This window comes from Chryseobacterium sp. SIMBA_028, from assembly GCF_046535285.1.
Taxonomy (GTDB): Bacteria; Bacteroidota; Bacteroidia; order Flavobacteriales; family Weeksellaceae; genus Chryseobacterium.
On record NZ_JAWRWZ010000015.1, the window covers coordinates 96,475 to 123,097 of the forward strand.

The following is a 26,623-nucleotide window of genomic DNA, read 5'->3' on the forward strand; positions in this document are numbered from 1 at the left end:
AGTTAAAAATTATACGTAAAAATGGAATTACTAAATTCTTACTTCTAATACCTAGCTTCTATAAATAGCAAAATTAAGGTTTATGGATGAATTTTAATATCACTCGCAATAAATCAATTTCTAAATATTTACATTTGCATAAAATTTTTCGAATTGTATAAGAAATTATTTGGGCAAACAGCGGTATATGGACTTAGTTCCGTATTGGTCCGTATTTTCCCTTTTATTATCGCTCCGATTGTTACAAAAGCTTTCGGGCCTGCAGCTTCATCACCGTTTGTAGACTGGTATTCCATTGCAGGAGTAATTACGGTATTGCTTACTCATGGTATGGAAACCTCATTCTTCCGATTTGCACAGGAAGATAATATTGACAAAAAAACACTGATTTCCACATGCTCAGTGAGTATCATCAGCATGGGGCTCATTTATCTTATTTTAGGATATGTATTCAGGTTTCAGCTGGCAGAGGCCTTTGAAACCCCGGATCAGGTCAACTATCTGATTATTTTCTTGTTTATCCTATCACTGGATGCCTTCTCAACAATTCCATCAGCTATACTTAGGCTTCAGGGCAAACCTTTTAAATATATGTTTTCCAAGGTAGCCGGATCTGTGGTTTACTTCCTTCTTGTTTTGTTCTTTATCAGATGGCTCCCTAATCATCCGGAGGGAATATTAGGTCTAAAATACAATCCCGATTTTGGGGTTGGATACGTATTTATAGCCAATCTGATCCAAAGTATCATTACTCTTTTAATTGTGGGAAAGGAATTCTTAAGTTTCAGCATTTCAAAATTCGATTTCGGATTATGGAAAAGAATCATGAATTATTCTTGGCCGGTTATGATTGCTGGGTTGGCAGGTATTGTAAACCAAACGCTAGACAGACAATTTTTAAAATATTTACTTCCAGAAGAAGAAGCACGCCATCAGATTGGGGTGTATGGGGCTGTTTATAAAATAGCCACCTTTATTACTGTTTTCAGACAGGCCTACCAATTGGGTATTGAACCTTATTTCTTTTCCAGTTTTAAGAACAAGGATTCTCATAAAACCTATGCTGTTTTGATGGATGTTTTTGTCATCTGCAGCTGTATTATTTATATGGGTCTCATGGTCAATCTTCAATGGATCTCAGAAAAATATTTAAGAAACCCGTTGTATTATGAGGGGATTGAAATCATTCCTTTCGTCATGCTTGGAGCTTTGTTCTTGGGAATTTATCTTAACCTTTCTATATGGTATAAGCTATCTGACCAGACAAGAGTTGGCTTGTATATATCAGTAATTGGAGCATGTATCACTATTCTTATCAACTTCCTGTTCATTCCGGAGTATGGATATTGGGCAAGTGCTATGGCTGCATTAATTACATTCATGTCTATGATGATCATTTCCTATGTATGGGGACAAAAACAGTATCCTATTCATTATAATACAGGAAAAATATTAATGTATTTAACTTTTACCATTGCCTGTTCATTACTCTCTTTTTATGAGTTCAGAACCAATTATCTGGTAGGAAACTTGCTATTGGTACTATTCTTTTGCTTGGTAGCCTTTAAAGAAAAAGCGATCCTGTCCAAAATTATAAAGAAGTCCTAGAAATTGGTCCCTCTTTTGATACCTATTAAGCTTAAAAAACAATAAATAAGTGATTAAATATGATAAGTATTACGTTTTTGAGAAACGTTTTAATTAATATATTTAATAAAAAAATAACCTACATTTAAACAAAAAAAACATCTTTATATCATCTATGAAAATTATTGTTCCAATGGCTGGACGTGGTTCCAGATTACGTCCACATACACTTACAGTTCCAAAACCACTTATTCCTATCGCAGGAAAACCTATCGTACAGAGATTAGTGGAGGATATTGCTAAAGTTGCAGGAGAAAAAATTGAAGAGGTAGCTTTTATCATTGGAGATTTTGGAGCTGAGATTGAAAAATCTCTTATCCAGATTGCCGAAAAACTAGGAGCAAAAGGAAGCATATATTATCAGAATGATCCTCTTGGAACAGCACATGCCATCAAATGTGCTGAACAATCCATGCAGGGAGATGTTGTGATTGCCTTTGCCGACACTCTTTTCCGTGCAGATTTCCAACTGGATAAAAATTCAGACGGAGTAATCTGGGTAAAAAGCGTAGAAGATCCATCTGCATTCGGAGTAGTTAAATTAGACAACTATGGTTTCATCACAGATTTCGTTGAAAAACCAGAGACCTTCGTTTCAGATCTTGCCATTATTGGTATTTATTATTTCAACAGTGCTGAAAAGCTAATGGATGAAATTAATTATATCATGGAAAATAATATTAAAAATGGTGGAGAATATCAATTAACTACTGCACTGGAAAACTTAAGAGCAAAAGGTGCCAAGTTTACCCTAGGAAAAGTAAATGACTGGATGGACTGTGGTAACAAGAACGCTACAGTAGAAACAAACAGTAAAATCCTTGAATACGAAAGAGAAGAAATGACTCATTTCCCGGCATCAGCCGTGATTGAAAACTCTTTAATTATTCCACCATGCTTTATTGGAGAGAATGTAAAAATCTCTAATTCCAAGGTAGGACCTGGAGTTTCTTTAGGAAACAATACAGCTGTAGTAAACTCTAATATTGAAAACTCTCTGATCCAAGAAAATACAAGAATCAACCACGGTAACCTATCCAACTCAATGATTGGTAATTCTGCACAGTATTTCGGGGTAGCCAGAGAAATTTCACTGGGAGATTACTCTGTTTTAGATTTCTTGTCTAAATAAAGTCAGAAATTATTTAACTTAAACAAAATATAATCAAACCACACAAAACGTTTTGTGTGGTTTGGCGTTAATATTGCTCCGTACCTTTAATTGAAAAAGATAAATACATGAAAAATTGGATCCCACTCCTTTTATTGCTTCTTGCCTTATCATCCTGTAAAACCCGTAATGCTGTTAAAAATGACACGGGAAACATAAAGGATAGTATTACAGCCGCAGAGGACAACAAAAATCCAAAAGACGTAAACCAGCCGGTGAGAGATAAGCTTACCTTTTACGAACATGTATTGATCCCGCCAAAATTTGAGCAAATCAAAATCGACAGTAAAGTTCGTGTAGAAACAGGCAGCTTCATCCCAACACTTGATGCTACCATCTACATTGAAAATGATAAAAAAGTATGGATGAATTTAAGGGCTCTATTCCTTAATGTAGCCAGAGGAATTGCCACACCGGATGGAATAAAGGGGCAGGATAAAACCAGTAAAACCTACATCGACTCTGACTTCGATTATCTTAATAATCTACTGAATGTCAACTTTATCGACTATAAGTCTCTGGAAAAAATTCTACTGGGGAGAACTTTCGTTAAGATCAGCGATTCACAATTTACCTTAACTCAGAATGCACAGGGGTATAAAATGACTTCTAATGTAAACCAGAAAATTGTAACCGATGAAAAAACCAGAGAATATAAAATTGCTCTTCAATATGACACCAATTATGACCTGCTAAGTGTCAACCTAAAGGATGTTTTATCGCCGGATGAACTTGAAATATCTTACAGTGACTGGAATGAATACAACGGAATGCGCCTTCCCCAAAATGTTAAAATAATTATAAAAGGCTCAAAATCTAGTCAAATTTTACTGGAAAATACGAAATTTGACTTTTCGAGGATGGAAACACCTTATTCTGTACCATCCAGTTATAAGAAAATTGAGATTAAATGATTAAAAAATTTAGCTTTTTAATAGGTGTTCTTATCTTTGGACTGCACCAAGGACAGCAGAACAAAGAACAGCTGCAGAAACAGAATGCCGAACTTAAAAAACAAATTGCACAAATAAATACGGATTTAGCTAAGACAAGAAGCGAATCTAAACTTTCCATAGCCTATCTTACCAACGTTAATCAAAAGCTAGTCTTAAGAGAAAAAGTCTACAATAACACTCAGAAAGAAAAGAGATTTATTGAGGATGATATCTATTTGCGTCAGCTTGAGATCAACCGTCAGAATAAAGAATTGGCTGTTCTTAGAAAGAATTACGCTGAGGTTCTGGTAAATGCATATAAAAACAAAGGGGTACAGAACAAAGTAACCTTCATTCTTTCTTCTAAAAACTTAGGAGAAGCAATCCGAAGAGTACAATATTTAAAGCAATATTCAGACTATCAGGATAAAAAGGCGGCAGAAATTTCTGATGCTGCTAACCAGATCAAAAAATCCATTACACAGAAACAAAATTCTGTGAAGGAGAAAGAAAACCTTCTGGTAAACCAACAGAAAGACTTAACGACAATCAATACTGAAAGAGCTCAGAAAGAACAACTGGTAGCTGATTTTAAAAAGAATGAATCAAAGCTTACTGCTGAACTTAAACAAAAACAAGTTCAGTCAAAAGCCCTTGAAGGTCAGATCAGAGCTATTATTGCTGAGGAAATTAGAATAGCAAAAGCTGAAGAAGAAGCCCGAAGAAAAGCAGAGGCAGAAAAAATACGTTTAGCGAAACTAGCCGCAGAAAGAGAAAAAGCAAGAATTGAAGCTGAAGCCAAAGCAAGAGCTGAAGCACTTGAAAGAGAAAGAAAAATAGCTGAAGCTGAAGCTAAAAAAGCGGCAGAACTAGCCGCAAGAAGAGCTGAAGAAGAAAGAAAACGTAGTGAAGAAGCGGCAAGAGCAGAGGCTAGCGCAAAAGATGAAGCAAGAAAACTTGCGGCTAAAAAAGCATCAGATGAAGCTGCTGTGAAAGCTAGAGAGGCAGCTGATAAACTGACAGCCGCAAGAGCTGCAGAAGCAGCCCTTACCAAGAGAAAAGAAGAAGATAAAAAAGCGGCAGAAACCAAAGCAATGACCAATTATGGTGTTTCTACATCATCTGCAAATAGCTTTGCAGAAAATAGAGGAAGACTTGGTTATCCTGCAGATAAAGCCGGAAGAATTACGCACCGTTTCGGAAGACAGCCACACCCGGTTTTCAAAAATATTACCGAAGAAAATAATGGGATAAAACTTGCAGTACCATCAGGGACACGTGCAAAATCGGTGTATCCAGGATCAGTTTCTTCTGTATTGGCCAATAATGACGGGACAAAAACAGTCATCATTAAACATGGAAGCTACTTTACAATTTATTCTAATCTTGGAAACGTAAGTGTTTCCAAAGGACAACAGGTCTCTTCAGGGACTCCGGTAGGAACCGTAGCACAAGATTTTGACGGAGCCTATACCCTTGATTTCCAAGTATGGAATGGAAGTACACCAGTTGATCCCCTAGGTTGGATTGCATATTAAAAAAGTGTAACTTTGTAAAAATTTTAAGAGATGAATACACTAACAATACTTGCCTTATCTTGGCAACATATCCTAATTGTAGCGATACTTTTAGTACTACTTTTCGGAGGAAAGAAAATTCCGGAACTAATGAGAGGCGTTGGTTCAGGAATCAAAGAATTTAAAGATGCGGTAAAAGAAGAAGACAAACCAGGTTCTGAAAATAAATCGTCTTCTACAACAAACAACAATTCTTCCAGCAACTAAAATTCCTTAGAATTAATGAAATTCACTGAAACTGCATGGACAGTCTTTAATCAATGTATTGAAGACTATCACGTGTCTGATGATGTTAACACTCTAATTAATAACCCGTTCGAAAAAGATAGTTTGGAACGGATTTTGTATGCAAAGAACTGGATTGATACCGTTCAATGGCATCTGGAAGATATAATTAGAGATGAAAATATCGATCCGGCTGAGGCTCTTCAACTGAAGAGAACAATAGACGCCTCCAATCAGAAAAGAACTGATTTGGTAGAATATATTGACAGCTGGTTCCTTACTAAGTTTGAAAATATAACTCCTAAACCTGACGCAAAGATAAATACAGAAACTCCCGCTTGGGCAGTGGACAGATTATCAATTCTTGCATTAAAGGTTTATCACATGTCATTAGAAGCCAATAGGGAATCTGCTTCTGAAGAACACAGAAATAACTGCCAGGCAAAACTGGACGTACTTCTTACTCAGAAAGAGGACCTTACAACTTCTATAAATCAGTTGCTTGCTGATATTGAAAACGGTAACGTTAAGATGAAAGTATACAAACAAATGAAAATGTATAACGATGAAAGTCTTAACCCAATCCTTTATCAAAAAGGGCAACAGAAATGAAAAGACTAGTTTTTTTTGGAGTATTAATAATATTAACATCTTCCTGCGCAACGGAGAAGCTTAACCTTTCTCCGCTGTCAAATAACTTTTACAGTGACACAAAAGGCTCTGATTCTGATAGAGGCTCAAAAAAGAGTTTTAATATCAATATCAAGGAAAATGTAAATGCTTCTGAAATTTCAAATATAATCTCCACTTTTCCTAAGTTTAAGAACAATGGATTGAATGATGAGATAACAAGCTTGAAATACAGTCTTCAGAATTATTTATATGCTATTGATGCCAATAATTCTACAGGGAAGAGCAGAGCACTTAAAAGCTTCGAAAAATCATACAAAAAAATTCAAAAGCAAAGACAAAGTCTTGAAAAAGATGATGACGAAGTTCTCAACAGATATTTGGTTCGTTTAAAAACCAATATTTCTGTAATTGAAGATGCTTTACCAGGAAGTTAAAAACTAATTGAACTATCAATGATTAAAATTCAGGCGGAAGCCAATGTTCCTACAGAGCACGGCAGTTTCCGAATGATTGCTTTCTCCGAAAATGAAAACGACTGGATGCCTCATATGGCCATCGTTGCAGAAAATACAGATTTCTCTAAACCTGTAAATGTTCGTTTCCATTCAGAATGCATTACCGGAGAAGTTTTCCATTCAAAAAAATGTGAATGCGGCCAACAATTGGATGCTGCAATGAAATATACCCACGAAAACGGAGGAATTATTGTTTATCTCCGCCAGGAAGGTAGGAATATTGGTATCATCAATAAGCTTAAAGCTTATTCATTACAAGAAAAGGGTCTTGATACGGTACAGGCCAATCTTGAATTGGGTTTACCTGCAGATGACAGAAATTTTGGAGTAGCTATTGAAATCCTAAATCTATTGGATATAAAAGATATCAACCTCCTTACCAACAATCCTGAAAAGGTAAAATATGTGGTAGACAGTAATATTCATCTTAACTCAAGAATACCATTACAGATCCCCGCCAATGAAATAAGCAAAGGCTATCTGCAAACAAAAAAAGATTTCTTTGGTCATCTCCTTGATGACAATGATAACTAGATAAAATAAAAGCTTCAGAGTTTCTGAGGCTTTTTTATTGGAATAGGGTTTTTAAATCATTAAGTAGTCTATATAACTGAATACATTTCAATAAATAATAAATACAAGCTTGTAGCATAAAGGTTCCCCATCATTAAATGGATGTTTTAAAGCTTCTTTTTTATTGAACACCTGTTAACCTCAGTCTCATCAAAAAGTATAAGGACAGCTTTATGTAGAGCCGTACAGAGACTAAAGATTAAATAGCTCCGATTCCTATCATCTATAAATTATAATTCTTACAAATCAAAAGCCCCGAGATTTCTCCCGGAGCTTTTTTAATTATAAAAAACTGAAAAGATATTTTCTTAATTAAGAGTCTTTATTTTAGACTCATCAATTTTATAGTGCTTAATTACACTATTATAATCGCTATAATCTACAGCTGCAGCTGCAGTACTCTTAGCAGCAGGATCAGCAGGAACAATTACCACTCTGAATCTCTTGTTGGTATAATAGACTGAGTTTGCACTTGTTGTCAGATCCATTGTTGAATTTACACTAAAAACAACATCAAATTTGCTGAAGTCATATGAATAGTCAACAGGAGAACCATCTGGTGCAAAACGTGTATAAGGAAGAATTCTCCAAACTGGTGTATCATTCGTCCCATCAACCTGCATATAAATCAAAACAACATCAGATTTTTCCAATGGATTTTTAAATAACTGCTTAGATTGAAACAGACGATTATTGTCTGGAGCTTTTGTAAATATTGGATAAGCATCAAAAGCAAGTCCTACCGTATCATTATCCTGTCCAGGATTTACTACAACAGGATCATTATTGCTATTATCACAGCTATAAGTTAAAAATCCAACACCGGCTAATAATATAAGTGGAAGAATTTTTTTCATTTCTATAAATATTTAGTTATTATTTATATTGCATATTCAAATCATATACCAAAAATTTCAAAAACTTTGTTTTCGTCAATTTTTTTAATTGTATTTTTGTTCTTATTCAAAAAGTCATGAAGAAATTATTATATACTTCACTCTTTATTGTTGCATTGATAAGCCCTAAGGCCAACGCCCAGTATCAACCAAAAAATACATCCAAGGAAGATCTGAAAAAAGCTCAGCAATGGGTGGATAAAACATACAAAAATCTTTCTCAGGATGAAAAATTAGGGCAGCTTTTTATTGTTGCACTTTATACCAATAAAGGAGAAGACTATATTAACCAGGTTAGAAGTATTGTTGTCAATGACAAAATTGGAGGTTTGATCTTAATGCAGGATGATGCAGCAAGGGAAATCAACCTGGTCAACGAATTTCAACAAAAATCCAAAATCCCATTAATGATCGGCATGGATGCTGAATGGGGATTATTCCAGAGAATTACAACAGCTCATAAATTTCCTTGGGCAATGACACTGGGAGCTATTCAGGATAAAAACCTGGTTTACCAAATGTCTGCTAAAATAGCTGAGGACTGCCACAGAATGGGTATTAACTGGGATTTCGCTCCGGTAGTGGATGTGAATACAAACCCTAACAACCCAATTATCGGCAACAGAAGTTTTGGTTCTGAGGTGAGCAATGTAATAAACTCTGCCCTATCCTACTCTAATGGGCTTCAGGACAATAATATATTAGCAGCCATCAAACATTTCCCGGGTCATGGTGATACCAGTACAGACTCACACCTTGATCTTCCGGTGGTTTCTCATAATCTGGACCGACTTAATTCAATAGAATTGGCTCCTTTCAAAGCTTTAATGGATAAAGGAATTGGAGGCGTTATGGTTGCTCACTTGTATGTTCCGAGTTTAGAATCCGGAAAAGGAATTCCTGCTTCTGTTTCTAAAAATATCATTACCGGATTATTGAAAGATAAGCTGGGTTATAAAGGCTTAATCATTACTGATGCTTTAAACATGGGAGCTGTAGCTAACAAATACAAACCGGGAGAACTGGATGCGCTTGCATTTAAAGCTGGAAATGATATTATGCTTTTCTCACAAGGTGTTTCTGAAGGGAAAAAACTAATTCAGAAAGCAATAGATAACAAAGAAATCTCTCAATCCAGGGTAGAGGAAAGTGTAAAGAAAATTTTATTAACAAAATATTTCCTTGGACTTACTCAATATACGCCAAAAAATCCTGAGAACATCAATGCTGATTTGAATAATGATTCTCACAAAACATTGGTTCAGAATCTTTATGCGAATGCCCTTACTTTAATAAAGGATGATAAAAAACTTCTTCCTATTTCCGGGAAACAAATTTACTATGTTCCTTTGGAAGAAGCACCCTATCAAACTTTTGCCAACAGGCTAGGTTCAAATGTTATGATTAAAAAAGCTAGTGAGATTAGTACTATCCCTGCAGGCTCTACAGTAATGGTAGGTTTCCACAAAGATAATTCTACAGCTTACAAACCTTATAAAATATCAGCAGAATCTAAGAAAGTGCTTGCTGACCTGACTAAAAATCAAAATGTAATTCTTAATGTCTTCGGAAGTGCTTATGCTTTAAAGGATATTGATATCTCCAAGGTTTCAACAGTTCTTGTTTCTTATGAAAACAATGATGATTCCATGAATGCTACGGCTGATGCCTTAAACGGAAAAACAAAAATCTGGGGGAAACTTCCTGTATTGGTTAATGACCAGTTGAAAGCAGGAATAGGTATGGACCTCAATCCTACTTCTTCCCTGAATACCAAATAATACAACATCAAAACAACAATAATCTAATGAAAATAGGCATACTTTGCTATCCGACCTATGGTGGAAGCGGAATTGTAGCAACAGAACTGGGAATGTCCCTTGCTAACAAAGGATATGAAGTGCACTTCATAAGCTCTGCCCTTCCTGCTAGATTAGATATTACCAACCCCAATATCTTCTTTCACAGGGTAAATGTTCAAACTTATCCTCTTTTCCAGTATCAGCCTTATGATATTGCGTTAAGTTCAATGATCTACAGGGTTGTGAATCTTTATAAACTGGATCTGCTTCACGCACATTATGCCATTCCTTATGCATATGCAGCCTTTACAGCCAAGCAAATGCTACAGGAAGACAATAATGACATTCCTTTGGTAACTACATTGCATGGTACAGATATTACGCTTGTAGGGCAACATCCAAGCTATAAGCATGCGGTAGAATTTTCTATCAACCAATCAGATGCCATTACTTCTGTTTCTGAAAGTCTGAAAAAAGATACTCTTCAATTTTTCAATATTAAAAAGGAAATCCAGGTGATTACTAACTTTATTGATAATTCTGAATTTGATGACTGTTCCGAATGTCAAAGAACACAGTTTGCTAATCCGGATGAGAAAATATTGATCCACGTTTCTAACCTTCGTCCCGTAAAAAGGGTAGATGAAGTATTGCAGATCTTTAAGAATGTAGAAAAAAAGGTAAAATCTAAGCTTATCATCATTGGGGAAGGCCCGGATATGGAAAAGGTAAACCAATTCCTTGAAGAAAACCCGGATCTGATCTCAAAAATCCGTCTTTTAGGTAAGGTGAATGACCTTTATAAGATCTTACAACTTTCAGACGTATTTCTTCTTCCATCGGAGCAGGAAAGCTTCGGTTTAGCAGCCTTGGAAGCCATGGCTGCTTATACACCGGTAATCAGCTCAAATGCGGGTGGAATTCCTGAGGTAAATATTCAGGGAGAAACAGGATATCTTGCAGAGATTGGAAATGTGGAAGCTATGAGCAACTACACGATCAAACTTTTGAGCAATGAAGAACTTTTAGCCAAAATGAAGCAAAATGCGAAAGATCAGGCGATAAAATTCGATTTGAAAAACATTCTTCCTATCTATGAGAAAATGTATAGAACAACCATAGAAAATTTTAAGAATGAGTTGACGAAAGTATAATATTTCTATTATATTTACGTCACACTTATGACGGAAAAACTACTTCAATATCTTTGGAACTATAAGATTTTCAAATATTTTGACTTCAAGGATATTGAAGGGAATTCCGTTGAAGTCATACAATTCGGAACATGGAATAAGGATGCAGGTCCCGATTTTCTGGATGCTAAAATTAAAATCAACGGCTTGGTTCTTGCCGGAAATATAGAACTGCACGTTCGTTCCTCAGATTGGATTTTCCATAATCACTCTCAAGATCCCAATTATCAAAACATCATTCTTCATGTCGTATTTCAACATGATACAGACATTCATGTACTTACCGAGAAAAAAGTTCCTACTCTGGAATTAAAGAATTATATCGATGGGAATATTCTTGGGAAGTATGATAACCTCATCAATGGTAAACAGTTTATTGCCTGTGAAAATATTTTCAACAAAGAAAAAGTTCCTGTTAATTTTCATGAGGGGAATATTTTGAAAAAACTGGAAGAAAAATCTTTGGAACTTGAGGAAAGTTTAATCCTATATAAAAATAATTTTGAGGCCGTTTTATTTCATAGTCTTTCTTATTCTTTCGGATTAAAGGTAAATGCCCATATTTTTCGACAGATTGCTGAAAGTATTGACTACAGCATTATTAATAAAATCCGCCAAAATCCATTACAGCTTGAAGCCTTATTGTTTGGGATTTCGGGTTGGCTGGATCATCCTGAAGATGGGCAAATGAAAATCTGGAAACGGGAATTCGAGTTTATCAGGGCAAAATTCAATATCTCAGATTTAAAATTCAGACCTAAATTTTTAAGATTACGACCGCCTAATTTTCCTACGATCCGTTTCTCCCAACTGGCTAATCTTTATCAGCAACAGAATTTATTTTCAAAGGTAATGGATGCTGAAAATGTAGATGAACTATATGACATTTTTAAGTCAGTAAAAGCTTCAGAGTATTGGGATTGTCATTTTAATTTTGGTACTCTATCAAAAGTTCAGCCCAAGACTTTAAGTAAGGATTTTATTGATCTTCTTATTTTAAATTCAATTCTTCCTTTAAAGTATACGTATTACAAATATCACAGTGAGGAAATCGCCGATAAGATCATAACATTCTACAGAAATATTTCTCCTGAAAAGAATTCAATAATCCAAGGATGGAAAAATCTTGGAGTTCCTATTACCAATGCTATGGAGAGCCAGAGCCTGATTTACCATCATAAAAATTCATGTGACGAAAAAAATTGCTTAACTTGCAGTATTGGATTTAAACTTTTAAAAGAATCTTGAAATGCTGAGTAATATCCGTCATAAAATGGAAAGAGAATGGTTTGGTGTTCTTACGAGAACAGGTGCTAAGCTGGGAATTCCTGTATCCAAATTAAGGATTTTCTTCATCTACTCTACTTTTGCCACAGCTGGGTTTTTCTTTCTGATTTATTTGGGTTTGGCATTCACTTTGTGGATTAAAGATATTTTCATCACAAGAAGACCAAGTGTCTTTGATTTATAATTATGGAATTTTTACCAATTACTTCTGCTGAGGATTATAGAGTTCAGGAAATCTATTCTTCCTATATCAGCACATTTCCTGTAGACGAACAAAGAGATAAGCAACAGTTTTTAGATTTATTTTCAAATCCGAAAGTAAGATTTATGTCTGTAGAACATGAGGCTGAACCTATTGGCTATCTCATACTATGGGAATTAAGTTCCTTTGTTTTTGTAGAACATTTTGAAGTATTTGAGGCTTTCAGAAGTAAAAAGCTGGGCTCTCATATTATAGGACACTTATTGGAAAACTACCCAAAAATCATTCTGGAAATTGAACCCGAGGATTTAAATGAAGATGCCAAAAGACGTTATTCTTTTTACCAGAGAAATAGCTTCAGCCTGATTGATACTACCCATGTACAGCCAAGTTACGGCGAGGGAAAACAATCGCTGAATTTATGGTTACTTGCCAATTATTCTCCTGATAATGTAGAGGAGCTTAAAAAAGAAATTTGTGATATTGTATATTCTTAAATATAAAACGCCGGAAAGTATCCGGCGTTATTTTTTATAGTAAATAAAAACTTAGAATAAACATTCCCGTTTTCATTCATTAGTTTACCTGATACTCAAGCTTTATCGTAATATTTGCTTCTTTTTCCTTGGAGGAGGTATTAAATGTTCCACCATAGGAATAATCTTCGTTGGAATTAGGTTCGGTAATCTGGATAACCCCCATTGTTGCTTTTTTAAGGTTTCCAAGGCTGCTTCCTGAATTTTCTGCAATTTTCTCGGCTCTTTGCTTAGCATCCTTTGTAGCACTGGCAATCATTTCCTGCTTTACAGTTGCCAATTTGGTATAAAAATAAGCTGGTGAAGAAGATGTAAACTCAATTCCCCGGTTAATAATCTCTGTAATATTTCTGGATAGGTTTTCAATTTTAGCCACTTCTTTACTTTCAATGGAAACTTTTTGAGTTAAGTTGTAACCTGAAAATTCCCCTTGTACATAATTTCCATTGGCATCGTTATAACTTCTGAACTGCTTTTGGATATCTACGGATGAAAAAACAATTTCGGTTTGCTTTATCCCTTTGGAAAGCAGATAATCGTTGATTACTTTTCTATCTAATGCCAGCTCATCATATGCTGATTTTAAATCAATATTGTTTTTGGAAAAACTTCCGGACCATGTGATCAGGTCAGAGGTAAATTGTTTTGTACCTAAACCGGTAACAGAAATCGTATTTTCAGATTTATTCCTATTCTTAATAGAATTGCCCAATAAGCCAAGACCAAGTGCAAAGCCAAGAGCTCCTACAGCCACGGCAATAATGTTTTTATTCATAATAATTTGTGGATTTGTTTTTGATTACGAGAATATTGCATCAATTTCTATTCCACTATTTTAAGATTTTTTAACATAAATCAGAAAGTGGAAATTATTGGATGTGAAAATTTAAAGTTTATGGATGACTGTTCTTTAATCTTTCTATAAAAAGAGGGATCGTTTCCTCCATTCTCAGCATGACTCCTGATAAATTTCTGGCTTTTACATAGGTACGAACCTGAGGTTTTACGGCAAATGAAAATTCTATAAATTCTGAAATTCTGTCTACAGGAATTCCAGCGTTGGTAAAATACTCATCCTCTACTCTTTTTCGAACCCAGATAATGTGCTCCTGCAAATCATCGTATTTGTATTGTCTTTTCTGCTTTCTGGCTTTCCCGCTAATAAGATCATAAACGCCCTGAACATTTAGGTTCCCCAAGAGTATTGGTAAAAGAACGCTTTTCACTTCTGCTGGTGTCTCCCTCATTTTGCCAACAGGTTGCGGCAGACCTACAGCTTGTCTTACCTGTTCACCTTTATCCACTTTTGCTACAATTCTGGAATCCTGCTCCAGATCTCCGGAAAGTTTCTTTACAATCTTTACTTCACCAATATCTTTGGGAATCTGAAAGAGCGTGATCAATAATTGTGAATTAACTCCTTCTTGCAGTACTCTTCTGGAAACCCTTTTAAAGTCTTCCTTTACGAACCTCAATTCGTCATTGGGGTTGGCATCAATAGAGAACATTCCAAGTGAGTTGGAAAGCGTTTTTTTATCCGTGGAAATATTAACAACAATGACTCCGCTTAAGTTATCTCCATTATCATCAATGATTCTCCCTATTATGGTTTGCTGGGAAAACAAAATATTGCTGCATAGAAAAGCAATGAAAAGAAAAACTTTTTTCCAATCTTTGTTTTTAATATTTATAGCTTTATGTTTCAATGAGTATCTGGATATTAACGACTCTGTCTTATTTAAAATTAGGGTTTTCATCGACTACTTTTGAGTCTCTGGTGTACGATAGGTTGAAATTCTTGTCAGTACAAAACGTTGAAATCTATATAAATCAGCATCACTACAGAATCCGTATTTTAAAATCTTTTTCCTTTCAAAACCCCCTGCAAAAACATAAAAAATAAAGTGGTCAATCTGTGGTTTCTCTATTTTAAGATTGGTAAAATATTCTTCACCAAGACTTGCTTTAATGTAGCTCATTAAATCAATATCATCCCATTTGTTCTTAACTTTTCCTATAGAAAATCCTTCTCCTTTTGGCTGAACAAATTCTCCAGGTCTTGCAGCCAGTATTCTTGGGTCTGACTTTTTTGCAATATAGGTATCTATCTCCTTACTCAGCTTTTCAACCTTTTTAGGCTTGTTATAATTTCTTGAATCTATTTTTAAGTTTCCGGTAAGCCCTTGCTTCACTTCTACTTCAGGAATCTGAATGGTCTGTCGAACAAGGCTAACCTCCATTGGAGATTGTACATTTTCCTGTGAAATCTTTTTTATTACCCTTTCATAGCCGGCCTTTATAAAGCGAAGCTCATCACCTGCTTTCCCGGAGATCATAAAATGTCCGTCTCTATTTGAAAGCACCATTTCATCTGTTCTAATGTTGATAACATTAACGTCTTGCATCTCTGAGCCTCCTTCAGAAATAATCTTTCCGAAGATATAGCTTTGAGCATGGGTATGAATGAAAAAGACAAAGGTTAATAAAAAGAATAGTTTAAATTTCACGGATCGTTTTTATAAAGCAAAGCTAAAATTATTTTTAAATAATACCATAAATTTAACCACAGTTAACGCCTTTTAATATTTTCTGTTAAGCCTTTGATACTTTTTGCTGCCGAAACTGTTAAATAGCTCCGTTGAATTGTTAAAGTTTGTTTTAAATTTTAGCTAACTTGCAGTCTCAATTCTCTTTTAACAATGCAAAATTCTTATACAGTCATCAATGCTTCTGCAGGATCCGGGAAAACTTACGCCCTGGTTCAAAGACTTCTGATGATCTGTCTCCGTTATCCTAATCAGCAACACTCGATCAGGAATATTCTCGCTTTGACCTTTACCAATAAGGCTGCAAATGAGATGAAAGAAAGAATTTTGACCTGGCTGGGAAATTTCTCGGCCAGTGATTATGCTGGAAATGCTGATCTTAAAAACATGCAGAAAGCTTTTGAAGAACAAGGCCTAAGGATCACAATTGATGAACTTCATCTTCGTTCTAAAAGGCTTTTGGACCACATTCTTCATAACTACTCCACATTGAATATTGGAACGATTGACCGTTTTAATTCAAGATTGGTAAGAAGCTTTTCCTATGAACTGGGTTTGGCCAAAAATTTTAATCTGGAAATCGAAGCTGAACCGTATTTGATTGAGGCTGTGGATAAAATGTTAGATCAGATTGGTGAAAATGAAACGATCTCCAATTCTTTCATGGATTATGTAGATTATAGTCTTGAGAACAATGAAAGGATCAACCTTAACAAAAATCTGTATGACTCTGCAAAGGAATTTGTAAAGGATATTCACTATGAACATCTGAAAAACAATGATCGTTTTGATGATGCCAATTATGAGGATATCAAGAATACACTTCGTAAAGAGATTGTTCTTAATAAGAAACAAGCTGCAGAATTGGCAGCCTCCTCCATTGAGTTATTCAAATCCAAAAATATTGAAATTGAGGATTTTGCCCAAGGGAAAAACGGTATAGGAGGGTTCTTTACAAAAGTTATTGATTTTTATCAACAGAAAAGAGCCGGCTTTCCTTTTCCCACCACTTTAGAAGAATCTGTTATCAACAATTATAGGAAGGGAGCTTCATCAAAATCAAAGCATAAGGAAACTGAAATTTTTGAGGTTTTGGATCAGCTTATTGAGAATAGAATGCAGCTTATTCTTTTATATATTGAAACCCAGAAGAAAGAAAAGGTACTCTCTGCTTTACTTCCTTTAAAGGTTAATAAGGATATTCAGGATGAGCTTAAAAAGATTGAGGAAGAAAATGATCTTGTTTTATTATCCAAATTTAATATCCTGATCAATGAAAATCTTAAGAATGAGCCTTCAGCATTTATTTATGAAAAGGTAGGTTCACAGTTTCAGCATTATTTCTTTGATGAATTTCAGGATACCTCTGAGCTTCAGTGGCAGAATTTTGTTCCGTTAAGGGATCACAGTGTCTCTACAGAAAACACTTCATTTACTTTGGTGGGAGATCCCAAGCAGAGTATCTACAGATTCCGGGGTGGAGAAAGCAAGCTGATGCTGGATATTATCAACAAAAAGGAATTCTCTCCTAAGGAAGCTGATCTTCTTGTTTTAAAGGATAACTGGAGAAGTGCAAAAAATATTGTACAGTTTAACAATGAACTGTATCAGTATCATTCCAGAGATCTGGAAGAAGAACATAAGAATATCTTTGGAACAGATGCTGAGCAAACCCCAAAGTCAAAAATTGACGGGCGGGTAAAGGTTAACCTCATTGAGAATCTTACCAACGACGAGTTTTATGATGATACTTCTGAAAGGATGCGAAAAGATATTCAGGAATGTCTGAACAATGGTTTCAAGTTCTCTGATATTACGATTCTCTGCCGTGGAAACTTTGATATTTTCAGTTACTCTCAAAAGCTAGGGAGCTTAAAGGTTAACTATTATAATGAAGAAACCAATATCAAAACAATTTCTGATAAAGGCCTTACTCTTGAACTTTCCAATACACTGAAAGCTGTTATTGAATTTTTAAGATGGGAAATTAATCCCAAGAATAAACCCTGCCTTATCATGATGATGTATCATCTGAATACGCTGGGCAAAATTCATATGGCAGACTTTACCCTTGAAATGAAAGAAATTCTGGACATTGAAGGGCATGAGGAAATTCTTCAGTTTATTCAGCAGAAATATTCGCTACAGCTTAGGCAGGATAATTTTCCGAGATTTAATCTCTATAATTTTATAGAGTATTATATCAATGAATTCTCTGTAGAAAATAAGGAAACGGATTTCTTGCTTAACTTTTTGGAAATGCTTTTCAACTTTACCCAAAATGCAGGGGCAAGTACAAAGGAATTTCTAAAGTATTGGGATGAAGAAGCTTCTTCCTATACTATTCAGGCTTCGGAAAACATTGATGCTATCCAGATCATGACCATCCACAAGTCAAAAGGATTAGAATTTCCTATTGTTTTTATTCCTATGATGAACAAAAACAGGGATAGTGAATTTACCAATTGGTTTGAAACAAGTGAGGGTGCTGCTTTAAAATCTGTTAACATAAATCAGTTTAGTAAAAATCTGGAGGTTTATGACGAACAGATTCAAAGCTTTAACAAAAAAAACTCCTACAAAAATCTAATCGACAGATTATGTCTGCAATATGTAGCGACCACAAGGCCTGTTGAACAGCTGTTCTTCTATCTTCAAAAAGCAAACAAAACATCCAACAATCTAGAGTTGTTAGAATTTATTCAGACAAAAAACACAGAGAATGCTGATGAGTTTGATCTGTATGAAGTAAATCCTGAGATGCTGAAGAAGCATTCAAAGACTAAAAGTTCATCTTTTAAGACACAGAATATTCAAAATCTAAAGAATGTAAATGAGAATAGTACTTCTATAAAAATTGCCACTCCATCCAAAAACTATCAGGTGAGGAATGAAAAAGTAAGAATCGGGCTTTTCGTTCACGAGCTTTTATCAAAGATCAATACTAAGAAAGATATCAACAAGGTTTTGGAGAGTTATGCTCTGGAAGGCTTAATTACCTTAGAGGAGAAGAATGAAATTCAGGTTACCTTGGAGGATATTGTTAAGACCTATGCTGAATTTTTCGATGAAAAATGGGAGGTTATCAATGAGAAAGACATCATGATCTCTGAAAATGGAGAAAGTCATATTTCACGACCTGACCGTATATTAAAAAATGAAGAAGGTTATATTATTGTTGATTTTAAAACCGGAGAACGTAAAGATAAGGACGTAGCTCAGGTACAGGGCTATAAAAACATTCTCGAAAGACTGGGTAAAAAAGTTATTAAAACTCAAATCATTTACCTATAAGTTTCAATTCATGTTATCAAAATATAGTACAGAATTAAGATAAAAAATACTTAAAATAAAAAAGGATTGTTTATTTTTATTCAATATAATATCAGCCAAATTATATATTGGGGCTGATAAAGAGATTTTAGGTAACCATGAAAATATATTTTATCTCTTTTGTCATAAGTATTCTTATGATGGCTTTCTCGTCAGTAGCCATTTATAATATTACGGATTATATGGATCCTCCGGTAACACCCGATGGTCACAGGTATATGCCCACTGAAAATATAGCAAAGGCTTTATTTTTAAGTATTATAATAGGTGCTGTAACTTTTATTTCTGCTATTCGCATTCAGAGAGAAAGAGGGAAGAAGTAAGTTTTCGAAAGCTTAAATCTACCCAGGCTATGAAAAATTACAATACAAAAAACTGGAGAATATTATTCAACATCCAGATAACAGGCTTCATTTTATTTATTATGTTGACTGTTATTTATTATTGGAATACTTCTGCTCACTCTTCTTTTAACCGAAATATAGAAATAGTTGACCTCAAGGGAATATTTTCATTGGTAATGACCTATCTTTTTGTATTCTTTTCTGTGGTTACTTTAGCATATCCTGTTCTTCTTTTTATGCAGGCATACTTTATTCGAAAAGAAAAGCCAGTTGGAAAAGAACTGGCTTTTCTGTCTTTTTTATACTTAGTATCAACTATTTCTGTTTTTAATTTGTTTACCATCAATAATGCGCAGGCAATTAAAAATTTTGAATAAAGTCAGTTTGATGTTAAAGACAAACTTTATTATTAGCTACTTTTAAATTACTATACGATAATTATTCTTCTTTCTGTAGAAACAAAAAACCACCATTCTATTGAATAGTGGTTTTTATATTGTTGAAAACATTTCAGTTTAAGCAGTTGGATCCGGCGTAAATACTCTCTGTGCCAATTCCTGATCAAAAAGATATAATGCAGATGGGTTATCACAAACCATTTTGATCTTTGTAACGTACTGAGAAGCACTTGCTTCTTCTTCTACCTGCTCATTAATAAACCACTGCATGAAAGAAGTTGTTGCAAAATCTCCTTCTTCATTGGCATTCTTTACAATATTGAAAATACTCTTAGTTACGATCTTCTCATGTGCCAATGCTTTCTCGAAAATATCTGTTGCAGTTTCAAACTCATGTGGAGGTTTTGCGATTTCTCCAATGATGATTTCTCCGCCAACATCGTTCAGATAATCAAACATTTTATCTGCATGCATTAATTCTTCCTTGCTTTGTACTCTGAAGTAGTTGGCAATCCCATCCAGATCTTTTCCGGAAAACCATGCAGACATTGAAAGATAATATTGAGCGGCGTATTGTTCGTGGGCAATTTGTTCGTTAATTAATTTTGCAATTTTTTCGCTAACCATAAGTATTAAATTTATATTCAAAAATAAGGAATAAAAGCCCGAAATCAAAAGTTTTACGGAAAATTAATGTATAAAGGATGGAAAAACATCCATCCTTTATACATTAAAAAATCAAAATTACAAACAGTTATTTTACTTCAGGAGTAGCTGTATTCATGGGCTTTTTCATCATTCTTTTATCTTTCATTGCCATTCTTTTCTGCTCCATCTTAGCTTTTCTGTCAACCTGCCATTTATCATATTGTTCAGGCGTAAGTATTTTTTTCATGTCAGCATCCATTTGTGCTCTTTTAGCTTTCATCTCATCCATTTTAGCCTGTCTCATGTCTTTATTCTTTTCAAACTCAGCTTTCCTTTCGGCTTTTCTTTTTTCATGTAATGCCTTTACCTGAGCTACTTGAGATGGGTTAAGATTAAGGTCTTTTTGCATCTGTGCTAAATGCTCTTGTTCTCTTTGTTGCATTTTTTGCTGCATTTCAGCTCTTCTTGTTTCTCTGTCTTGTGGAGTTGTCTGTTGTGCCATTGCAAAACTTCCCATTCCGATAAATGCTATTGCTAAAACTAATTTTTTCATCTTTAAAAATTTAATTAATTGTTATTATACCTTTTTGATTATCAAACAAAAGAGAAGTTAAATTAACATATTCATAAATAATGTTAAATTTTAACTAATAATAATCAAAAATAAAACAAAAAAAAGGACAGATTATAAAAACCTGTCCTTCACACCACTTAAATATAATATATGAAAATTAATTCCTTACTAAGCTACCTCTAAAGCCTCCACTATTACCACGGCTTTGCTGGCTTGGGGCCTGACTTTTTGATTCTTGTCTAAAACCGCCTCCGTTTCCTCTGAAGCCACCATTACTCTCTCTGGATGGAGCAGGAGCTGTTTCTCTTCTTGTTTCGGTATTTCCTCTAAAGCCGCCTCCATTATTACTTCTAAAACCTCCACTTCTTTCTGAATTTCCTCCTCTGAATCCTCCATTATCATTGTTTCCTCTAAAACCTCCGGTATTATCGTTTCTAAAACCAGAATTTTCATTTCTTCCATTATTCTCCTGTCTGCGGAAACCTCCATTTCCCGATCCATTGTTTTCGAAACCATTATTTCTAAATCCGTTATTAGGTCTGGAACTACTTCTGATAATATCAAAAGTAGGATTATCGGTTCTTCTAAACCTTGATCGGTCTACTCTGTAAATATTGATGTTTACATTTCTGTATCTCGGCATTACATTGTATCTAGGGACATAGTATGTTCTTCTATAATTCTGAAAGTATACAATAGGGCTGCTGCCACGGTAATAGTTATTTTGGAAAACCACAAATACTCTTGGTCCCATAATTCTTTCCAAAGCATAAAATCTGTCATAATACCATCTGTCCGGATTATATCGATAGAAATTATCCCAAGCTGAAAAACTGGCGTATAGATTATTTAATCTGATAATCTGATCAACCTGCCAGCGGTTTAATCTGCTTTGTACAAAGAAACCGTTCCAGTCAATATTAATGATACTACTTCTATAATCGTTATAATAATTCTGATAATAATCAGTTGGATAATAATCCTGAGGATAGTTATAATAATAATCATCCGGGAAATAGTTTCTGTCATCTTCATCATTGTAATAGCCACTACCATTCTGATAATAACCATCATCTCCCCAACCATTATTCGGATACTGCTGAGCTGACGTCAAAACGCCCAACCCAAAAGCTAATCCCAAAAATATTTTTTTCATCTCTATAGTTGTTAATTGGTTAGTATATAACAGAATATCTTAATTCTATCTTTTTGATACAAATAAAAAAAAGAAGTTAAATCCTTAGATTAAACTTCTTTTAAAATATTATTAACTAATTGATAATCAATTGTTAAATTTACATTCTACCACTGTCTTTTATCCAGTGAGCTATTTTTTTGTTGAACATTTTTTGTTCTTTCAGGTCTTCCAGCTTTATATGCATTCTATAGCGCCAATAATGAGGAAATACAGCAGGGTTATTAATCCTTTCATTATCCATTTTCTTATTCGAAAGCTTTATATCTGTTGCAAGGAACTCCTGAATTGGGAAAATGGCCAACATCGATTCATTATATAAATGCTGCTTCATAATAATCTCTGCCAAATCCGGAGTTAATTCCACAGGGGCTTTCCCATACTGGATGAGTTGCTGGTTAAAATATCTTTGAGTTAAAGCAGGATCTTCTTTCCACCATTGTCTTAAGGTTGAACTATCATGAGAAGAAGCGGTCACTACGTTCATATAATTTGCATATCTCGGATCATAGAATGGAATATTTTCGGCAGGCATACGCTGAACCTTTAAGGCAATAATAGCCAGTTCATCCATCACAACCGGTACACATGCAGGAACCATTCCCAGATCTTCTCCACAGATAAGCATCTTCGTAGCATTCAGGATAACCGGGAGCTTTTCCATAGCCTTTTCCTGCCAAAGATGATCCTGTCTTCTGAAGAAATAATCGTGGTACAGATCATAGATGCTTTTCTGCTCTTGTTCTGACAAATATTTGTAAGACTCTGTATTATAAACATTAAATCTCGGATGATAAACCGTTTCTCCATTTCTTTCCTCTGTTAAGAATAAAACATTGGCACAAAGGGAAATCAACTGATCTTCAATATCACCATGTGGCTTTTTCTTAAAGAAGTTTACCAATTTCCTTTGAGTATCGAATTCTTCTTTCAATGAATAAGTGCCATCCTCATTATGATCCATAAATTCAAGGGCTTTTACACTATTCCCTCCAAAATAATCCCATAAGATCTGATTGTTAATAAATGGTTTACAATACCTATCAAATTTAAACGGAATCTGCCAAGCCTTAAATTCATCCAAAACAATAGGAACAGCCGGATAGAAGTAACCTAAAATGCCTTGTACAGCAGAAATTGGCATTCTCCAGATTCTGAAAAAACCTAAAATATGATCAATCCTCATGGCATCGAAATACTGCTCCAAAGCTTTGAATCTGTTTTTCCACCATCTGTAATCATCTTCTTTCATGGCTTCCCAATTATAGGTTGGAAATTCCCAGTTTTGGCCAAGCTCAGTGAACTGATCAGGGGGTGCTCCGGCCTGGAAATCCATTCCAAATAATTCTGGTTCAGTCCAAGCTTCTACAGAATATCTATAAATTCCTATCGGCAGGTCTCCTTTTAAAGAAACTCCAAGTTTATGAGTATAATCAACAGCATCCTTTAGCTGTACATGAAGCTGGTATTGTACCCATGCATGAAGCATTGAGATATCATAATCTTTACTTTTCGTTGTAAAGAACTGTAAAATCTTTCCTGCAATATATTTTTTATGAGTTTTCCACTCAGTGAAGTTCGGTGTCTTATATTTATCTCTTTGCACGCAGAATGCAGCATAAGGAACTAGCCAGTATTCATTGTCTTTTATAAATTTCTTGAAGTTTCTATCCTTATAAATTTTATCTTTTTCAGCATAGAAAACAGCTTTCAGATACTTCCATTTACCCGCGATCATTTTTTCATAATCAATAAGATCAAGGCTGTTTAAGCTCTGTTTTTCAACCTGATACTCATTAACTAATTCTTTCGGTAAAGAGAAGTCAAGTTTTTCCAGTGAAATATATTGAGGATGTAAAGCATAAACAGATACAGCTGCATAAGGGTAAGAATCTGTCCATGAATAATTTGCTGTCGTATCATTAATGGGAAGAATCTGGATAATTCCGAGATTTGTTTCCTTTGTCCAATCTGCCAGTTTTTTAATATCTGCAAACTCACCCACTCCAAAACCATCTTCACTTCTTAAGGAAAATACAGGAACGGCAACTCCGGCATCATGATACATCTGATAGCCTTTAAATCTAAAATAATGATTAGAAACAATCTGTAGAACATCTTCAAACGGATTGGCAATAGTGAATCTGTTATCTCCAGTCTCTACATCAATCACCCTGTTTTTCTTTCTATCGTAAATACAATATTTAAATTGAATTAATTCCTTTTCGGAAATTTCAACAGAAGCTTCCCAGATTCCAAAGTCTGTCTGAAACAAAGGAATTACCTTTCCATAGTCCCAATTTCCTAAGGAAGCAGTATTTCCAAACAAGACAATTCTCCAGTCAGGATTATATATTGGAGCCTCTATTCTAAATAAATGAGTATGCTTTTTTAAAACAGTCGATTTCTCAGAAACAAAATCATGTAGTTTGTTGTAAAGAATTTTATTGTTTAGATAATTTTCGGGAAAATTTTTATTATTCCATTCATCAAAAATAACAAACTCCTTATAGTTGTGTGGAAAATTAAGATGATGTGAAACAAATTCTTCTCTTAAAACATTTCCTTTTTCATTCACAACTCTATATTGATAAGAAATTGATTTTGAAAAATAATCAACCTCACATCTCCATAAACCATTCTCTGCACAAAACATAGTATGGATATGAGCTACAGTTCCTTCTTCACCTATAACAAGTTGTAGATTTTCTCCGGCCTTTACAATATATCCTACATTAAAGTATAGCTTCATCTATATTTTTTTATAAAAATACATTATAATATCGAAAAATAAAACTTCTTGAATATCAAATAATCATTAAAAAACCTATCCAATATGATTGAAAAGGTTCTATAATAAGTCAAATTTTTCGATATCTTTTTCTTAGCTAATTAATCTGTTACTAAGATTTTCTTAGTGAATATTATTTTTCCTGATTCATCAGCAATACTTACAATATAAGCTCCGTTAATAAATCCTCTAAAGTAAACTTTCTGATTCAAAGAACCGTCCTTAACAAGCAGGTTTTCATTCATAACATTTTTACCCGATAGATCAAATACATTTAGTTTAAGACTTCCTTTCACATTCTTATTGCTAAGGTGCACATTGATGTAATTCTCATCAACTCTGGTTGGATAAATATCCAGGTTAGCCACGGTATTAGAAGAACTCCTTTTATCATTAGCAAAATATTTACTTGCCAAGTCATAAATATGAAGATTCTGTTCACCAGGAAGTTGCTTTGCCTGTAAGCTCATTAGGTCTACTTCGTATAAAGGAGCACCCTTGGCACTTGCAATTACTACTTTACCTTGAGCATTCACTGCAGAACCATTTACAGAATAATTATCCGGAATACCCGTTATTTTACCCACAAATTTTGCCTTTAACTCCTTAATAGAAACCTTAAAAACATTTCCAGAAGCTGCAAAAATGTAAAAGTTATTATCGGCATCTGCAATCATATCACCACCAAAACCTGTTTCTATAGCAGTAAAAGAATTCTTTCCATTAGTAATATCATCCTTAATGATACCCAGATCATTAACAACATATTCTTCTCCTTTTTTACTTATCTGTAAAAGCTGTGTTCCAGCATTATTAACTGCATAAATATTTCCATCATAACCTACTGTCATTCTTGTAATATGAGAGTTAATATCACATGAAGACACCTTAGCTACATTATTCTCAACCAATGTAATCTCCTTAGTCTGAGGATTTAACACATAAATATTAGAAGAAAACATAGGCATATACACCAGATTATTATTAGAAGAGTCGTAAGCCAATGCTGCTATCGTTACAGCCTGCGAATTATTAAATGAGTTCCTCTCCTCAGCCACAGAACCTTTTCTAGCCTGCGAAAATACTTTTGCAGAAGATTCCGCTGTAAAAAATTTCTCGCCGGAGGTAGCATTTAAAGCATCTATAGCACAAAATCACTAAAATTAATACCCGGAGTATCTTTTCCTGTAATGGCAAACAAATCCTGTTGTGCCTGAGTATTTATACCTAATAATAATAAAAATAGAGGGAGTAAATGTTTTTTCATAGTATATAGTTTAGATGTATAATCAATTTGATATGACTAAGTTACACAATTTGTAAATTAAAAAAACAATTATTCTTTACAATTTAAGTACAATTCACAACAGATCACTCTAAATGTTATTATTATAATAAACATTAACCCAAGTTATGCTATTCAATAGAAGCATGCCTTGGCCTTGCTTGCCCTGCAAATGACCGATGTGTCTTGTATCTTGTTGGAGAATGAGTAGGTAGTGGGTAATAGTATAGTGGTATATATGCACAAAAAAAAATCCTTTATCGCAATGATAAAGGATTTTAAAAATAAAATAAAAACTGGCGGCGGCCTACTCTCCC

The 26,623-nt window shown here is 34.5% G+C and carries 26 protein-coding genes; 16 read left to right on the plus strand and 10 right to left on the minus strand.

The genetic code is table 11. The features are described from left to right. The first annotated feature begins 153 nt into the window (after positions 1 to 153). The 8 genes from SCA31_RS18950 to ribA all read left to right on the plus strand — a co-directional run bounded on the left by SCA31_RS18950 (position 154) and on the right by ribA (position 7,237). The gene (locus SCA31_RS18950; RefSeq protein WP_410698592.1) at positions 154 to 1,608 is read left to right on the plus strand and encodes a lipopolysaccharide biosynthesis protein; all 1,455 of its coding nucleotides are present in this window, start codon (positions 154 to 156) and stop codon (positions 1,606 to 1,608) included. 154 nt (positions 1,609 to 1,762) lie between these two features. After that, entirely contained in the window at positions 1,763 to 2,779 is a 1,017-nt protein-coding gene (locus SCA31_RS18955) for a sugar phosphate nucleotidyltransferase (protein ID WP_109623769.1), read from the plus strand. A 107-nt stretch (positions 2,780 to 2,886) separates the two neighbouring features. Further along, positions 2,887 to 3,732: a DUF4292 domain-containing protein gene (locus SCA31_RS18960; protein WP_410698593.1), complete on the plus strand. Its 846-nt coding sequence runs from the start codon at positions 2,887 to 2,889 to the stop codon at positions 3,730 to 3,732. Next, positions 3,729 to 5,291, plus strand: coding sequence for a peptidoglycan DD-metalloendopeptidase family protein (locus tag SCA31_RS18965; RefSeq protein WP_410698594.1), 1,563 nt, complete (start codon positions 3,729 to 3,731; stop codon positions 5,289 to 5,291). The genes SCA31_RS18960 and SCA31_RS18965 overlap by 4 nt, the downstream gene beginning before the upstream one ends. Before the next feature lie 30 nt (positions 5,292 to 5,321). Continuing rightward, complete coding sequence (locus tag SCA31_RS18970; protein ID WP_065393432.1) at positions 5,322 to 5,537, plus strand: twin-arginine translocase TatA/TatE family subunit; 216 nt, start codon at positions 5,322 to 5,324, stop codon at positions 5,535 to 5,537. 15 nt (positions 5,538 to 5,552) lie between these two features. After that, positions 5,553 to 6,167 carry a DUF4254 domain-containing protein gene (locus SCA31_RS18975; RefSeq protein WP_076357367.1) on the plus strand — a complete coding sequence of 205 codons (615 nt, stop codon included), beginning with the start codon at positions 5,553 to 5,555 and terminating at the stop codon, positions 6,165 to 6,167. After that, positions 6,164 to 6,622, plus strand: coding sequence for a hypothetical protein (locus SCA31_RS18980; RefSeq protein ID WP_076357369.1), 459 nt, complete (start codon positions 6,164 to 6,166; stop codon positions 6,620 to 6,622). The genes SCA31_RS18975 and SCA31_RS18980 overlap by 4 nt, the downstream gene beginning before the upstream one ends. Before the next feature lie 18 nt (positions 6,623 to 6,640). Then, the gene (gene ribA, locus SCA31_RS18985) at positions 6,641 to 7,237 is read left to right on the plus strand and encodes a GTP cyclohydrolase II (RefSeq protein ID WP_410698595.1); all 597 of its coding nucleotides are present in this window, start codon (positions 6,641 to 6,643) and stop codon (positions 7,235 to 7,237) included. A 347-nt stretch (positions 7,238 to 7,584) separates the two neighbouring features. Here ribA and SCA31_RS18990 read toward each other — a convergent pair whose 3' ends face one another. Then, on the minus strand, positions 7,585 to 8,133 hold the full coding sequence (locus SCA31_RS18990) for a hypothetical protein (RefSeq protein WP_410698596.1): 549 nt from the start codon (positions 8,131 to 8,133) through the stop codon (positions 7,585 to 7,587). Between the two features lie 116 nt (positions 8,134 to 8,249). On the opposite strand from SCA31_RS18990, the gene SCA31_RS18995 reads away from it, so the two are divergent. Genes SCA31_RS18995 through SCA31_RS19015 form a run of 5 tightly spaced genes read left to right on the plus strand, consistent with a single transcriptional unit; the run spans position 8,250 to position 13,153 of the window. Then, positions 8,250 to 9,953, plus strand: a complete 1,704-nt coding sequence (locus SCA31_RS18995) for a glycoside hydrolase family 3 protein (protein WP_410698597.1) — start codon at positions 8,250 to 8,252, stop codon at positions 9,951 to 9,953. Between the two features lie 26 nt (positions 9,954 to 9,979). Beyond that, positions 9,980 to 11,128: an N-acetyl-alpha-D-glucosaminyl L-malate synthase BshA gene (gene bshA / locus SCA31_RS19000; protein WP_106918122.1), complete on the plus strand. Its 1,149-nt coding sequence runs from the start codon at positions 9,980 to 9,982 to the stop codon at positions 11,126 to 11,128. Positions 11,129 to 11,155: 27 nt separating this feature from the next. Then, complete coding sequence (locus tag SCA31_RS19005) at positions 11,156 to 12,415, plus strand: DUF2851 family protein (protein WP_410698598.1); 1,260 nt, start codon at positions 11,156 to 11,158, stop codon at positions 12,413 to 12,415. 1 nt (position 12,416) lies between these two features. After that, positions 12,417 to 12,638, plus strand: a complete 222-nt coding sequence (locus SCA31_RS19010; protein ID WP_034695702.1) for a PspC family transcriptional regulator — start codon at positions 12,417 to 12,419, stop codon at positions 12,636 to 12,638. 2 nt (positions 12,639 to 12,640) lie between these two features. Further along, positions 12,641 to 13,153: a GNAT family N-acetyltransferase gene (locus tag SCA31_RS19015; RefSeq protein ID WP_410698599.1), complete on the plus strand. Its 513-nt coding sequence runs from the start codon at positions 12,641 to 12,643 to the stop codon at positions 13,151 to 13,153. Between the two features lie 79 nt (positions 13,154 to 13,232). Here the strand turns inward: SCA31_RS19015 and SCA31_RS19020 are convergent, their stop codons facing one another. The 3 genes from SCA31_RS19020 to SCA31_RS19030 all read right to left on the minus strand — a co-directional run bounded on the left by SCA31_RS19020 (position 13,233) and on the right by SCA31_RS19030 (position 15,699). Then, complete coding sequence (locus SCA31_RS19020) at positions 13,233 to 13,967, minus strand: SIMPL domain-containing protein (protein WP_410698600.1); 735 nt, start codon at positions 13,965 to 13,967, stop codon at positions 13,233 to 13,235. A gap of 118 nt (positions 13,968 to 14,085) precedes the next feature. Beyond that, a complete protein-coding gene (locus SCA31_RS19025) occupies positions 14,086 to 14,949 on the minus strand; it encodes a carboxypeptidase regulatory-like domain-containing protein (protein ID WP_410698601.1) in 864 nt (287 codons plus the stop codon). 3 nt (positions 14,950 to 14,952) lie between these two features. Next, entirely contained in the window at positions 14,953 to 15,699 is a 747-nt protein-coding gene (locus tag SCA31_RS19030; RefSeq protein WP_410698602.1) for a hypothetical protein, read from the minus strand. Positions 15,700 to 15,891: 192 nt separating this feature from the next. Here SCA31_RS19030 and SCA31_RS19035 point away from each other — a divergent pair, with 192 nt between their 5' ends. The 3 genes from SCA31_RS19035 to SCA31_RS19045 all read left to right on the plus strand — a co-directional run bounded on the left by SCA31_RS19035 (position 15,892) and on the right by SCA31_RS19045 (position 19,792). Further along, positions 15,892 to 19,032, plus strand: a complete 3,141-nt coding sequence (locus SCA31_RS19035; RefSeq protein ID WP_410698603.1) for a UvrD-helicase domain-containing protein — start codon at positions 15,892 to 15,894, stop codon at positions 19,030 to 19,032. 137 nt (positions 19,033 to 19,169) lie between these two features. Then, a complete protein-coding gene (locus SCA31_RS19040; RefSeq protein ID WP_410698604.1) occupies positions 19,170 to 19,394 on the plus strand; it encodes a hypothetical protein in 225 nt (74 codons plus the stop codon). Between the two features lie 29 nt (positions 19,395 to 19,423). Then, positions 19,424 to 19,792 (plus strand): hypothetical protein, encoded by a 369-nt coding sequence (locus tag SCA31_RS19045; protein ID WP_410698605.1) that lies wholly within the window; start codon positions 19,424 to 19,426, stop codon positions 19,790 to 19,792. Between the two features lie 138 nt (positions 19,793 to 19,930). On the opposite strand, the gene SCA31_RS19050 is transcribed toward SCA31_RS19045, so the two are convergent. From SCA31_RS19050 to SCA31_RS19075, 6 genes are all read right to left on the minus strand, one after another. Continuing rightward, positions 19,931 to 20,440, minus strand: coding sequence for a ferritin (locus tag SCA31_RS19050; protein WP_106918115.1), 510 nt, complete (start codon positions 20,438 to 20,440; stop codon positions 19,931 to 19,933). Between the two features lie 127 nt (positions 20,441 to 20,567). Next, positions 20,568 to 21,014, minus strand: a complete 447-nt coding sequence (locus SCA31_RS19055) for a hypothetical protein (protein ID WP_410698606.1) — start codon at positions 21,012 to 21,014, stop codon at positions 20,568 to 20,570. A gap of 178 nt (positions 21,015 to 21,192) precedes the next feature. Further along, positions 21,193 to 22,191, minus strand: a complete 999-nt coding sequence (locus tag SCA31_RS19060; RefSeq protein ID WP_410698607.1) for a hypothetical protein — start codon at positions 22,189 to 22,191, stop codon at positions 21,193 to 21,195. 139 nt (positions 22,192 to 22,330) lie between these two features. Beyond that, positions 22,331 to 24,982, minus strand: coding sequence for a 4-alpha-glucanotransferase (locus SCA31_RS19065; protein WP_410698608.1), 2,652 nt, complete (start codon positions 24,980 to 24,982; stop codon positions 22,331 to 22,333). Positions 24,983 to 25,122: 140 nt separating this feature from the next. Further along, positions 25,123 to 26,079 carry a T9SS C-terminal target domain-containing protein gene (locus SCA31_RS19070; RefSeq protein WP_410698609.1) on the minus strand — a complete coding sequence of 319 codons (957 nt, stop codon included), beginning with the start codon at positions 26,077 to 26,079 and terminating at the stop codon, positions 25,123 to 25,125. Positions 26,080 to 26,162: 83 nt separating this feature from the next. Further along, positions 26,163 to 26,288 (minus strand): hypothetical protein, encoded by a 126-nt coding sequence (locus tag SCA31_RS19075; RefSeq protein ID WP_410698610.1) that lies wholly within the window; start codon positions 26,286 to 26,288, stop codon positions 26,163 to 26,165. Between the last annotated feature and the right edge of the window lie 335 nt (positions 26,289 to 26,623).